This window comes from Cupriavidus sp. HPC(L) (genome assembly GCF_000307735.3).
Taxonomy (GTDB): domain Bacteria; phylum Pseudomonadota; class Gammaproteobacteria; order Burkholderiales; family Burkholderiaceae; genus Cupriavidus.
On record NZ_AMPR02000044.1, the window covers coordinates 1 to 12,039 of the forward strand.

The 12,039-nt window shown below is 69.1% G+C and carries 12 protein-coding genes; 3 read left to right on the forward strand and 9 right to left on the reverse strand.

What is annotated here, in order from left to right:
- Positions 1 to 8 precede the first annotated feature (8 nt).
- Together B551_RS04065 and B551_RS04070 are read left to right on the forward strand one after the other, a co-directional pair.
- The gene (locus B551_RS04065) at positions 9 to 944 is read left to right on the forward strand and encodes a tripartite tricarboxylate transporter substrate-binding protein (RefSeq protein WP_083492509.1); all 936 of its coding nucleotides are present in this window, start codon (positions 9 to 11) and stop codon (positions 942 to 944) included.
- Between the two features lie 35 nt (positions 945 to 979).
- Positions 980 to 2,626 (forward strand): alkaline phosphatase family protein, encoded by a 1,647-nt coding sequence (locus B551_RS04070; protein WP_006577817.1) that lies wholly within the window; start codon positions 980 to 982, stop codon positions 2,624 to 2,626.
- On the opposite strand, the gene B551_RS04075 is transcribed toward B551_RS04070, so the two are convergent.
- The 4 genes from B551_RS04075 to B551_RS04090 form a co-directional block, all read right to left on the reverse strand.
- The gene (locus B551_RS04075) at positions 2,623 to 3,228 is read right to left on the reverse strand and encodes a MarR family transcriptional regulator (protein ID WP_023263525.1); all 606 of its coding nucleotides are present in this window, start codon (positions 3,226 to 3,228) and stop codon (positions 2,623 to 2,625) included. The genes B551_RS04070 and B551_RS04075 overlap by 4 nt on opposite strands.
- A 55-nt stretch (positions 3,229 to 3,283) precedes the next feature.
- The gene (gene lipA / locus B551_RS04080; RefSeq protein WP_006577815.1) at positions 3,284 to 4,282 is read right to left on the reverse strand and encodes a lipoyl synthase; all 999 of its coding nucleotides are present in this window, start codon (positions 4,280 to 4,282) and stop codon (positions 3,284 to 3,286) included.
- 36 nt (positions 4,283 to 4,318) lie between these two features.
- Positions 4,319 to 5,146, reverse strand: a complete 828-nt coding sequence (gene lipB, locus B551_RS04085) for a lipoyl(octanoyl) transferase LipB (RefSeq protein WP_006577814.1) — start codon at positions 5,144 to 5,146, stop codon at positions 4,319 to 4,321.
- 189 nt (positions 5,147 to 5,335) lie between these two features.
- Positions 5,336 to 5,698 (reverse strand): DUF2917 domain-containing protein, encoded by a 363-nt coding sequence (locus tag B551_RS04090; RefSeq protein WP_006577813.1) that lies wholly within the window; start codon positions 5,696 to 5,698, stop codon positions 5,336 to 5,338.
- Positions 5,699 to 5,908: 210 nt separating this feature from the next.
- On the opposite strand from B551_RS04090, the gene B551_RS04095 reads away from it, so the two are divergent.
- The gene (locus tag B551_RS04095) at positions 5,909 to 6,862 is read left to right on the forward strand and encodes a transcriptional regulator GcvA (protein ID WP_023263526.1); all 954 of its coding nucleotides are present in this window, start codon (positions 5,909 to 5,911) and stop codon (positions 6,860 to 6,862) included.
- Between the two features lie 25 nt (positions 6,863 to 6,887).
- Here the strand turns inward: B551_RS04095 and B551_RS04100 are convergent, their stop codons facing one another.
- From B551_RS04100 to B551_RS04120, 5 genes are all read right to left on the reverse strand, one after another.
- Entirely contained in the window at positions 6,888 to 7,952 is a 1,065-nt protein-coding gene (locus tag B551_RS04100; RefSeq protein WP_006577811.1) for a tyrosine recombinase XerC, read from the reverse strand.
- A gap of 23 nt (positions 7,953 to 7,975) precedes the next feature.
- Positions 7,976 to 8,734: a DUF484 family protein gene (locus tag B551_RS04105; RefSeq protein ID WP_006577810.1), complete on the reverse strand. Its 759-nt coding sequence runs from the start codon at positions 8,732 to 8,734 to the stop codon at positions 7,976 to 7,978.
- 294 nt (positions 8,735 to 9,028) lie between these two features.
- Positions 9,029 to 10,486, reverse strand: coding sequence for an Asp-tRNA(Asn)/Glu-tRNA(Gln) amidotransferase subunit GatB (gene gatB / locus B551_RS04110; protein WP_006577809.1), 1,458 nt, complete (start codon positions 10,484 to 10,486; stop codon positions 9,029 to 9,031).
- Between the two features lie 150 nt (positions 10,487 to 10,636).
- Complete coding sequence (locus B551_RS04115; RefSeq protein WP_157071909.1) at positions 10,637 to 11,065, reverse strand: hypothetical protein; 429 nt, start codon at positions 11,063 to 11,065, stop codon at positions 10,637 to 10,639.
- A gap of 68 nt (positions 11,066 to 11,133) precedes the next feature.
- The coding region (locus B551_RS04120; protein WP_043437279.1) for an amidase family protein at positions 11,134 to 12,039 on the reverse strand (906 nt) is incomplete at its 5' end.

The following is a 12,039-nucleotide window of genomic DNA, read 5'->3' on the forward strand; positions in this document are numbered from 1 at the left end:
CCGTCGCGCTGCTGAGCGCGGCCGCGCCCGCCGCGCTGGCACAGAAAATCGACAAGATCGACGGGCCGCTGCGCTTTGTCGTCGGGTATGCGCCGGGCGGCGCCTCGGACCGCGCCGCGCGCATCGTCGGCCAGGCGCTGCAGGCGAAGTACGGCGTCACCGTGGTGGTCGAGAACAAGGCCGGCGCCGGCGGCCGGCTCGCCGCGCAGCAGCTCAAGCACGCCGCTCCCGCCGACAACGTGCTGATGCTTGGCAATCCCGCGGTGATGACGGTCGCCCCGCTGGTGTTCAAGGACACCAGCTACGATCCCGACGCGGATTTCGTGCCGGTGTCGCAGGTCTCGACCTACGACTTCGCCGTGATCACCGGCCCGCAGGTGCCGGTGCGCGAGATGTCGCACCTGGTGGCGTGGCTCAAGGCCAATCCCGGCAAGGCGTTCTTCGGCGTGCCGGCCACCGGCAGCCTGCCCCACTTCTTCGCGCTGATGCTGGCCGAGCGCGCCGGCGTCAAGGGCGACGTGGTCGGCTACAAGGGCTCGGCGCCGCTGGCCACCGACATGCTGGGCGGCCAGGTGCCGGTCGGCGTCGACACGCTCGACGCCGTGCTGTCGCTGCATCAGAGCGGCAAGCTGAAGATCCTCGCGGTCTCGGGCAAGACGCGCTCGTCGTTCGCCAAGGACATCCCCACGCTGAAGGAGACCGGCATCGATCTGGCCGCCGACGGCTGGAACGCGTTCTTCGCGCCCAAGTCGATGCCGGCGGACAAGGTCAAGGCGCTGTCGGCGGCGATCCACAGCGTGATGTCCGACCCGGCGGTGCAGCAGCGCTTCGTCGCCGCCAACATGCAGCCGGTGGCCAGCACGCAGCAGCAGACCGCGGACATGCTGAAGGCCTACAAGGCCCAGTGGCAGCCGGTGGTCAAGCGCAGCGGCTTCCAGCAATAAGGTCCGGCCGGACGCAACAGCAAGGAGTGACGGCGATGGCCCGCAATATTCTCTTCATCATGTGCGACCAGCTGCGGTGGGACTACCTGTCCTGCACCGGGCATCCGACCATCCGCACGCCCAACATCGACGCACTGGCCGCGCGCGGCGTGCGATTCTCGCGCGCCTATGCGCAATCGACGATCTGCGGCTCGTCGCGGATGAGCTTTTACACCGGCCGGTATGTCGATTCGCACGGCGCCGCCTGGAACAACTTCCCGCTGAAGGTCGGCGAGATGACGCTGGGCGACTATCTGCGCCCGCTCGGCCGGCAGACCGTGCTGGTCGGCAAGACCCATATGGCGGCCGACACCGAGGGCATGGCGCGGCTCGGCATCGATCCGACCTCGCTGATCGGCACGCGCGTGGCCGAGTGCGGCTTCGATCCGTACGAGCGCGACGACGGCCTGCATGGCAGCGGCCCGGCCGGCCGCTACGATCCGAAGCCGGTGCGCTACAACGACTATCTGCGCGAGCTTGGCTATGCCGGCGACGACGGCTGGGACGACTGGGCCAACGCCGGCGAGGACGAGAACGGCAATCTGCTGTCGGGCTGGCTGCTGCGCAATTCGAGCCGGCCCGCGCGCGTGGCCGAGGAGCATTCGGAAACGCCGTACATGACGCGGCGCGCGATGGAGTTCATCGACCAGGCCGGCGACGCGCCGTGGTGCCTGCATCTTTCCTATATCAAGCCGCACTGGCCCTGCATCGCGCCGGCGCCCTATCACGCGATGTACGGGGCCGCCGACGTGCCGCCGCCGGTGCGCAACGAGGCCGAGCGCGCGCAGCCGCATCCGATCTATCAGGCCTTCCTGAATTCGCGCGTCAGCCGGGCGTTTTCGCGCGACGAGGTGCGCGAGGCGGTGATTCCCGCCTATATGGGCCTGATCACGCAGATCGACGACCAGATCGGCGTGCTGATGCGCTTCCTCGAGAACAAGGGGCTGCTCGACGACACGATGATCGTGTTCACGTCAGATCATGGCGACTACCTGGGCGACCACTGGATGGGCGAGAAGGACCTGTTCCACGAGCCGTCGGTGCGGCTGCCGCTGATCGTCGTCGATCCTTCGCCGGCGGCCGACGCGACGCGCGGCTCGGTCTGCGATGCGCTGGTCGAGGCGATCGACCTGGTGCCGACCTTCGTCGAGGCCTGCGGCGGCGCGCCGCAACCGCACCGGCTCGAGGGACGTGCGCTGCAGCCCTGGCTGCACGGACAGGCGCCGGCGAACTGGCGCCGCTACGCGATCAGCGAATACGACTATTCGGCCACCGGTGCCGCGGTATCGCTGGGCGTCGCGCCGCTCGATGCGCGGCTGTTCATGGTCGTCGACGCACGCTGGAAGTACATTCACGCGCCCGGCTTCCGGCCGATGCTGTTCGATCTGGCCGAAGACCCGCACGAGCTGCACGACCTCGGCGCCGATCCCGCCCACCAGGCGCAATGCGAGCGCATGTATCTCGCGCTCGCGCAATGGGGACTACGGCAGTCGCAGCGAACCGCGATCAGCGATGAACGCATCGCCGCGATGCGCGGCGCATCGGTGCGCAAGGGCATCCTGCTGGGATTCTGGGACGAGAGCGAGCTGCCGGAGGAGCTGCTGCACGAGAAATGGCGCGGCGCGCGCGAGGCGCTGCGCTAGCGGGCGGCGCTGTCTTCGTCCGAGGCGGGGTCCATCTCCGACTCAGCCTCGGCTTCGTCTTCCGGCGCGGTCCATTGACGCCGCGCGCCGCCGCCACGCCAGCGGTTGGTGCTGACCGTGGTGGCGACCTGCCGCTTGACGCGGACGGCCTGCTCGGTCAGCGCGGTCAACAGCGTGTCCAGCGTCGCCAGTTCTTCATTCGATAGCGTCTCGACCAGGCGCCGATTGATCGCCGCCACCTCGTCGAACAGCTGCCGGTAGAGCGCCTGCCCCGCCGGCGTCAGCGCGACGCTGGCGCGGCGGCGGTCGCCGTCAAGCGTCTGCCGCCGGATCAAACCCTTGGCGGTCAGGCGCGTGATCGCCCGCGATACGCGCGTGCGGTCCAGATGGCATTGGTCGGCGATCTCCGACGGCGCCTGCGCGCCGCGCACGGCCAGCAGCCCGAGCAGCGCCCACTCGCGGCGCGACACGCCGTACTGGCCTTCGCACAGGCGGATCACCGCCGCGCCGCTGGCGCCAACCAGCGCCGCGAGACGGAAATTGAGCAGATCGGTGATATCGCGCGGCGCGCGCAGGCGGCTGGCGCCTGCGTCGTCTGCCACGGGATCGGAAGAAGGCAAGGCAACATCCGGCGCCGCGAACGGGCGCCGGGCGGGATCAGGCGAAGCCGGCCTGGTGCGCCTGCTGGTCGGCATGGTAGGAACTGCGCACCATGGCACCGACCGCGGCGTGGGTGAAGCCCATCTTGTAGGCCTCTTCCTCGAACATCTTGAAGGTGTCGGGATGGACGTAGCGCAGCACCGGCAGATGGTGGTTCGACGGAGCGAGATACTGGCCGATGGTCAGCATGTCGATGTCGTGCGCGCGCATGTCCCGCATGACTTCGAGGATTTCCTCGTCGGTCTCGCCCAGGCCCACCATCAGGCCCGATTTGGTCGGCACGTCCGGATTGCGGCGCTTGAACTCCTGCAGCAGCTTCAGCGAGTGCGCGTAGTCGGCGCCGGGACGGGCCTGCTTGTACAGGCGCGGCACCGTTTCCAGGTTGTGGTTCATCACGTCCGGCGGGCAGGCCTGCAGGATGTCCAGCGCCTTGTCGAGACGGCCGCGGAAGTCGGGCACCAGCACCTCGATGCGGGTGATCGGCGACAGCTCGCGGGTCTTGCTGATGCAGTCCACATAGTGCTGGGCGCCGCCGTCGCGCAGGTCGTCGCGGTCGACGCTGGTGATCACCACATAGTTCAGCTTCAGCTGGGCGATGGTCTTGGCCAGGTTCAGCGGCTCGTTGACGTCGAGCGGGTCCGGGCGGCCGTGGCCGACGTCGCAGAACGGGCAGCGGCGCGTGCACTTGTCGCCCATGATCATGAACGTCGCGGTGCCCTTGCCGAAGCATTCGCCGATGTTCGGGCAGCTCGCTTCCTCGCACACCGTCACCAGGTTGTTGGCGCGCAGGATGTCCTTGATCTCGTAGAAGCGCGAATTGCCGGTCGCCGCCTTCACGCGGATCCAGTCCGGCTTCTTCAGCTTTTCGGCGGGGACGATCTTGATCGGAATGCGGGCGGTCTTGTCGGCCGACTTCTGCTTGCGGGTCGGGTCGTAGGCCGCGCCTTGGGCGGCATCGCCTTGGGGATTCGAGGTGGCGATCAGGGCGTCGCTCATGGTGTTCTCCGCGCGCTCCCCGCGCGCATAGGTCGGCTAGGCCGTAGTCAGGGGTGTCAGGTGGCCAGGGGCCGTGGCGGCTGGTTCGTTCGCTTGTTCGTTCGCTTGCCGGCTCGCTTGCTGGTTTGCTTGCTGGTTTGCTTGCTCGTTCGCGGCCGGTTCGCCGGCCGCGGCGCGCAGCTGCGCCGCCGCCAGCACGTCGCACAATGCCGCCGCCAGGCGTCGCGCGATCTCCGGCTGGTGCCGGGCGTCGACCGGTTCCCGGTGCACGCCGTCGTCTGCATCGCTCGCCGGTACCGTCGCGCCGGCGCGGGCCATGTCGACCGTCTCGAGGCCGGCATAACCGCACGGATTGATACGCAGGAACGGGTCCAGATCCATCCGCACATTCAGGCTGACGCCGTGGTAGCTGCAGCCGTTGCGGATCTTCAGGCCCAGCGCGGCGATCTTGGCGCCGCGGTGCGGACCGTCGGACAGATAGATGCCGGGGGCGCCGGGCTTGCGTTCGGCGGGCAGATTATACGCCGCGAGCGTGTCCAGCACCGCCTGCTCGATCGCATGGACCAGCTCGCGCACCATCAGGCCGCGGCGGCGCAGGTCCAGCAGCAGGTAGGCGACGACCTGGCCGGGACCGTGATAGGTGATCTGTCCGCCACGATCGATCCGCACCAGCGGGATCGCCGGATCGGGCGACAGCAGATGCGAGGGATCGCCCGCCTGGCCCAGCGTGTAGACCGGCGGATGCTCGACGAGCCAGATCTGGTCGGGGGATTCGGCGGTGCGCGCGGCGGTGTAGGCGCGCATCGCGTCGAAACAGGGCGCGTAGTCCTCCCGGCCCCGCTCGATGACTTCGATTGCTTGCATGCCAAGAGTGTAGCGAAAAGGGCCGGTTCGCACCGGCCCCTGCTTCGCTGGCGGCTGTCACCCTGGCGCCGTCAGGGTTGTCCGCTGGTGTGGTCTGGTTTGGGACGATCTTCGCCGGAGACCGGGCGCGCCGGCGGCCGGCTGTAGACCAGCCGCAGATGGCGCCGGCCCGGCGCATCGGCTTTCGGCTCAGGACGCCGCGACGACGTCCTGGTTAGGCGACCATTGCGTGCCTCGAACCAGTCGCCGCACGATGCGGTTCACCAGATGCGGCAGGTTGGTGGCGGCCGGGCGGCGGGCTTCGGCGATCAGCGCCAGCCGTACCGGGCGCTCGGCACGCGGATCGACGCTGAGCACCACTTCGTCACCGCGGTTCAGCTGCAGGCTGGCGCCGCAGCGCAGCCAGTAATCTTCCGAGTCGCCGTCGCGGGTGACCCACAGGTTCAGGCCGGCGGCATCTTCCACATAGAGCCGTTGCGCGGTGTGTACCGACAGCGGCGCGACCTCGCCCGGGTTCAGGCTGAAGACGGTCGTTGTGAGCAGGGTTTCCATTTTGGACTTCCTTCACTAAGGTGACGGTACCGTCTGGCACGCGAGTTTCGCGCGGCTGGCGTCGCGCTTTACCGTGTCTGGCCTGGGTTGGCCTGGCGCGCTCGCTGTTGCGGTCCCGATGCATTGCATTCTAGTGATTGCCCGACCACCTCCAAAACGATATATATTGATTTCCCTTGTTAGCGAATCTCACATAGCGACGCTGCTGCGATGACCCTGAAGCGTAATCCCGTCGAACTGCCGCGCGCCTGGCATCGCGAGCTGCCACGGCTGCCGGCGCTGACCGCGCTGCGCGCGTTCGAAGCCGCCGCGCGGCATGAGAGCTTCTCGCGCGCGGCCACCGAGCTGTTCGTCACCCATGGGGCCGTCAGCCATCAGGTTCGTGCCTTGGAGGAAGAACTGGGCCAGCCGTTGTTCGCCCGCAACGGCAAGCGGGTCAGCCTGACGCCGGCCGGCCGGGTCTACGCCGAGCGCGTGCGCGACGCGCTGCTGCAGATCGCCGAAGCGACGCGCGCGCTGCAGTCAGGCACGCGCGACAAGCGGCTGACCATCAGCACGATGCCGTCGTTTGCCGCCCGCTGGCTGACGCCGCGCATCGGCAGCTTTATCGAACGGCATCCCGAGCTGGACGTCGAGCTGATGTCGTCGAACACGCTGGTCGATTTCGCGCGCGACGAGGTCGACGTGGCGCTGCGCATGGGCAGCGGCGACTATCCGGGGCTCTATGTCGAGCGGCTGCTCGACGACGTGTTCTTCCCGGTCTGCAGCCCGACCTTGCTGGGCGGCAAGCTGCCGCAGCGCCCCGAGCAGATGCAGGGGCTGACGCTGCTGCGCGGCGAAGGCGATCCGTGGCGGCCATGGTTCGAGGCGGCGGGACTCGACTGGCCCGAGCCGCGCAAGGGCCTGATGTTCGAGGATTCGTCGCTGCTGCTGCAGGCCGCGGCGGAGGGCCAGGGCATCGCGCTGATCCGCTCGTCGCTGGCCTACAACGATCTGTTGTCCGGGCGGGTGGTGCGGCTGTTCGACGTCAGCATCCCGTGTCCGTGGTTGCTGTACTTCGTCTGCACGCCCGCGATGCTCGAGACGCCGAAGGTGCAGGCCTTCCGCAACTGGCTGCTGCCCGAGATCGCGGCGTTCCGGCAGATCCTGTCGCAGTGGGCGTAGGCAGGGACGGCGGACTGGCGGGGCCTCAGGCGGGCTCGTCGTCGTCCGGCTTCGATGTCGCAGCGGGCGCGGCCGGCGTGTCGCGCTCGGCCAACCGTGCGCGGGGATGGGCCTGGTCGTAGACCTTGGCCAGATGCTGGAAATCGAGCGCGGTGTAGATCTGCGTCGTCGCCACGCTGGCGTGGCCCAGCATCTCCTGCACCGCGCGCAGGTCGCCCGACGACTGCAGCACGTGACTGGCGAACGAGTGCCGCAGCATGTGCGGATGCACGTCGGCCGGCACGCCGGCGCGGATCGCCTGCTGCTTGATGCGGGCGCGCACGGTCCGGTCCGACAGCCGCTCGCCGCGCCGCGACAAGAATAGCGCGTGCCGATGGTCGGCGACGGCCGATGCCTTGACCCAGTCGTCGCGCACCGCCAGCCACGCGCGCAGCGCCTGCACCGCCTTGCTGCCGACCGGTACGCTGCGGCGGCGCGAACCCTTGCCGAGCACCGTGACTTCGCCCGCGGCCAGGTCGATCCAGCCCGACGAGCGGTAGCCGTCCTCTTCCACGTAACGCAAATCGAGCTGCACCAGCTCCGACACGCGCAAGCCGCTCGAATAGCCGAGCTCGAACACGGCCTGGTCGCGCAGCCCCTCGGCGCCCTCGCCGGCCGGCTGGCCGACCAGCGCCACCGCGTGCTCGACCGATAGCGCCTTGGGTAGCGGCCGTCCCGCCTTGGGGGCACGCACACCGTCGACGGGATTGGCCTCGACGCCGTGGCCGTGCCGCGCGGCCCACAGGTAGAAGCCGCGCCAGGCCGACAACGCCCTGGCAATGCTGGTCGAAGCGAGACCGCTGCCGCGCAGCCGCGCGGCGAAGCTGCGGATCTGGTCGGTGCGCAGCGCGGTCAGCGCGGTACCGGGGGCGAACCTGGCGGCCTGCGCCTGCAATACCGACAGGTCGCGCCGGTAGCCGACCAGCGTGTGCTCGGCCAGCTTGCGGCTGCTGGCCAGCCAGTCCAGATAGCGGAGCAGCAGCGGATCGAGGGCCGGTGGGGGCGCGTCCGTCGCGTTCGCCGCGGACGCCGGTTCGCTGGCGCGGACCATCCGTTGCCGCCCGAGTCCTTCGATCAGCCGCGCAGGCGCGCCAGCGCCGCGCCGGCCAGTTCGCCGATACGGCTCAGGTAGGCCGTACCCATGCCTTCGTGGAAGCGGCGCGCATCGGGCGAGCCGAGCACCAGCAGGCCGAAGGTCGGACCCGTTTCGGCGTCCTGGCCGGCGGGGGCGCGCAGCGCGACGATCGCGAGCGACGCGATGTCATCGCGCTCGAGCCAGTCGACCGCCTGCTTGCCGCCTTCACCAAGCGTGTCAGGCACTGCCGCCGGCACAGGCTGGGCGCCCTCTTCGGCGACGGCAGGCGCGATGGCCCACGGATTGGCGCCGCAATACGGCGTCTGCAGGCCCTCGGCAAAGCGGCGCGCGGCTTCGCTGGCGGCGGCCTGTTCGCCGCGCAGCAGATCGAGCGGCGCATGGGTGTCGGCCAACTGCCACAGCCGCAACGCGACCGCGGGGACATCGAAGACCTGCTGCAGGCCCTGGCTGACCGCCATCGGCAGCGCCAGCGCATCGGCCTCGCCGAGCAGCCGCAGCTGCCACGCGTGCATGCGGTTCTGCGTGCGGTCGTTGTCGTGGCCGTGGCGCATCAGATTGGCCAGCTTCAGTTCGAGGCCCTTGTTCTTCTCGCGCAGGATTTCCATCTGGCGCTGCTGCAGCGAGACCGCGCGATGGCTGTGCGGGCTCGTCAGCTGCACGGAGGCCAGCAGCTCGGCGTGGTCCTCGAAGAACTGGGGATGACTTTGCAGATAGGCGGCGACGTCTTGCGGATTCATTGGCGGGTCATCGAACGATTTGCGCTGGAGTGTAGCAAACGCTGTTCGGGGTGGGCCGGCTGCCCTCTCCCCCGGCCGCTCTTCCGCAAGCGGGGGACGGGCGAAAACGGAAGCGGTCGGCCATCCCGCACGGTGTTCTCCCTCTCCCGCTTGCGGTAGAGGGCCGGGGAGAGGGCGGGGGAGAGGGCCGGGGAGAGGGCGGGGCGATCGATCGACCCATATCGCCCAATTCCGTGGCACCATCAAAAAACCCGCGCCAGGGCGCGGGTTCCCGATCTGACTGCGCCGAGCCGATCAGCCCAGCTTCTTGCGCAGCAGCTCGTTGACCTGGGCCGGATTGGCCTTGCCCTTGGTCGCCTTCATCGCCTGGCCGACCAGCGCGTTGAACGCCTTCTCCTTGCCGGCGCGGAACTCCTCGACCGACTTGGCGTTGGCGGCGAGCACCTCGTCGATGATGGCCTCTAGCGCGCCGGTGTCCGACATCTGCTTCAGGCCCTTGGCGGCGATGATCGCGTCGGCGTCGCCGTCGCACTCGCCGGCCCACATCGCCGGGAACACGTCCTTCTTGGCGGTGTTGTTCGACACCGTGCCGTCGGCAATGCGCTTGAGCAGCAGCGCCAGTTGTGCCGGGCGAATCGGCGCGGCATCGATCTCGATGCCCTCGCGGTTCAGCTGCGAGGCGACGTCGCCCATCAGCCAGTTGGCCGCCGGCTTGGCGTTGGCCGCGCCCGCCTCGGCGACGACCTGCTCGAACCAGTTGGCCAGCGCCTTCGACGAGGTCAGCACGCTGGCATCGTAGGCCGGCAGGCCGTATTGCGAGACGAAGCGCGCCTGCATCGCGGCCGGCAGCTCCGGCATCGCGGCGCGCACGCGTTCGACCCAGGCCGGCTCGATCTCCAGCGGCAGCAGGTCCGGATCGGGGAAGTAGCGATAGTCGTGCGCGTCTTCCTTGGTCCGCATCGCGCGCGTCTCACCGGTGTCCGGATCGAACAGCACGGTGGCCTGCTGGATTTCGCGGCCATCCTCGATCTCGGCGATCTGCCAGCGCACCTCGTACTCGATCGCCTGCTGCAGGAAGCGGAACGAGTTCAGGTTCTTGATTTCGCGGCGCGTGCCCAGCTTGTCGCTGCCGACCGGCCGCACCGACACGTTGGCATCGCAACGGAAGCTCCCTTCCTGCATGTTGCCGTCGCAGATGCCCAGCCACACCACCAGCGTATGCAGCGCGCGCGCATACGCGACCGCCTCGGCGGCGCTGCGCATGTCGGGCTCGGTGACGATCTCGAGCAGCGGGGTGCCGGCGCGGTTCAGGTCGATGCCGGTCATGCCGGCGAAGTCCTCGTGCAGCGACTTGCCGGCGTCCTCCTCGAGGTGGGCACGGGTCAGCTGCACGGTCTTCTCGTAGAACTCGCCCTTGCGGCCCTCGACCTGGAAGGTCAGGCTGCCGCCCTGCACCACGGGGATCTCGTACTGGCTGATCTGGTAGCCCTTGGGCAGATCGGGGTAGAAGTAATTCTTGCGCGCGAACACGCTATGCGGCGCGACATGGGCGCCGATCGCCAGGCCGAACTGGATCGCGCGCTCGACCGCGGCCTTGTTCAGCACTGGCAGCGTGCCGGGCAGCGCCAGATCGACCGGGCTGGCCTGGGTATTGGGCGCCGCGCCGAACGCGGTGGAGGCGCCGGAAAAAATCTTCGAGGCCGTCGAAAGCTGCGTATGCGTTTCGAGGCCGATCACCACTTCCCATTGCATGGCGGTATTCCTGTTGGTTCCTTGCGGCGGCGCCGGCCTGGGCCGCGCCGCCGTGTGCTTTCGCGTTCTGCGTTGCGTTCTGCGTTGCGTTCTGCGTTGCGTTCTGCGTTGTGTTCTGCGTTGTGCTCTGTGGCCGTGCGTGCGGCCGCGTTATTGCGTGCGCGCGCAGGTGCCAGTGCCCGGTTCGAACATGACCGGCCACGCCTCTTCATAGATGCCCGGCGTGCAGCGGCTCTGGCAATTGGCGTGCGCCAGCGTGACGCGGCGCGGGTCCTGCCAGACCAGCAGCTTGCACGCGCTGCCGTCGCGCGCGGCCAGTTCGATATGCGGCTTGCGGCGGGTCTGGCGGAACTCGGCCAGGTCGAAGCTGCACGAGCCGCGCTTGCCGACCCACAGCTTCCACGACAGCTGCTGCACGTTGTTGTCCGCCACGCGCAGCTGCGCGTCCTCGCGGAAGCCGTCTTCCTCGGTGCGGCGGCAGTCGCCGGCCAGGTCGATGTCGCGATCGGCGATCGGCGTGGGACCGCCGATGCGCGGCAGCGGAATGCACCCGGCCAGCGCGGCCAGCAGCACGGCCATCAATGCAAGGCGGCCGGCAGAGAGGCGGGACGGGCGGGACGGGCGGATCGAAAGCAGCGCGTTCATGATCATCCCTGCGAGGGCTGGCGCAGATGCCAGTCGGTGGCCTGCTGGAAGGCGTGCGCGGTCTGCAGCAGCTGCGCCTCGCCGAAGTAGTTGCCGATCATCTGCAGGCCAACCGGCATGCCGCCCTCGCCGAAGCCGCAGGGCACGCTCATGCCGGGCAGGCCGGCCAGGCTGGTCGATAGCGTGAAGACGTCGGCCAGGTACATCTGCACCGGATCGGCGCTCTTCTCGCCGAGCTTCCACGCCACCGTCGGCGCCACCGGTCCCATGATCACGTCGCACTCGCCGAAGGCGCGCTGGAAGTCGTCGGCGATGATGCGGCGGATCTTCTGCGCCTGCAGGTAGTAGGCGTCGTAGTAGCCGTGCGACAGCACATAGGTGCCGACCAGGATGCGGCGCTTGACCTCCCAGCCGAAGCCCTCGGCGCGGGTCTTCTTGTACATGTCGAGCAGGTCGCGGTACTCGGCGGCGCGATGGCCGTAGCGCGCGCCATCGAAGCGCGACAGGTTGGACGAGGCCTCGGCCGGCGCGATCACGTAGTAGACCGGGATCGACAGCTCGGTCTTGGGCAGCGACACCTCGACCAGCGTCGCGCCCAGCTTCTCGTATTCGCGCAGCGCGGCGCGCACCGCGGCCTCGACATCGGCCGACAGGCCGGCGCCGAAGTACTCGCGCGGCAGGCCGATGCGCAGGCCGGCCAGCGGCTGGTTCGCGCTGGCGCCACCGCGCGGCTGGCCCAGCAGCCGCGTGAAGTCTTCGTCCACGCCGCCCTGGGCCGGCGTCAGCGAGGTCGAATCGCGCTCGTCGAAACCGGCCATCGCATTGAGCAGCAGCGCGCAATCCTCGGCGCTGCGCGCCATCGGGCCGGCCTGGTCGAGCGACGAGGCGAACGCGATCATGCCGAAGCG

Coding starts and splice junctions, on each gene's coding strand:
- B551_RS04100 (WP_006577811.1), bottom strand. CDS start 7,952: ATGGTCCGCGCCAGCGAACCGGCGTCCGCGGCGAACGCGACGGACGCG.
- B551_RS04070 (WP_006577817.1), top strand. CDS start 980: ATGGCCCGCAATATTCTCTTCATCATGTGCGACCAGCTGCGGTGGGAC.
- lipB (WP_006577814.1), bottom strand. CDS start 5,146: ATGCAAGCAATCGAAGTCATCGAGCGGGGCCGGGAGGACTACGCGCCC.
- B551_RS04095 (WP_023263526.1), top strand. CDS start 5,909: ATGACCCTGAAGCGTAATCCCGTCGAACTGCCGCGCGCCTGGCATCGC.
- B551_RS04115 (WP_157071909.1), bottom strand. CDS start 11,065: ATGGCCGTGCTGCTGGCCGCGCTGGCCGGGTGCATTCCGCTGCCGCGC.
- B551_RS04105 (WP_006577810.1), bottom strand. CDS start 8,734: ATGAATCCGCAAGACGTCGCCGCCTATCTGCAAAGTCATCCCCAGTTC.
- lipA (WP_006577815.1), bottom strand. CDS start 4,282: ATGAGCGACGCCCTGATCGCCACCTCGAATCCCCAAGGCGATGCCGCC.
- gatB (WP_006577809.1), bottom strand. CDS start 10,486: ATGCAATGGGAAGTGGTGATCGGCCTCGAAACGCATACGCAGCTTTCG.
- B551_RS04090 (WP_006577813.1), bottom strand. CDS start 5,698: ATGGAAACCCTGCTCACAACGACCGTCTTCAGCCTGAACCCGGGCGAG.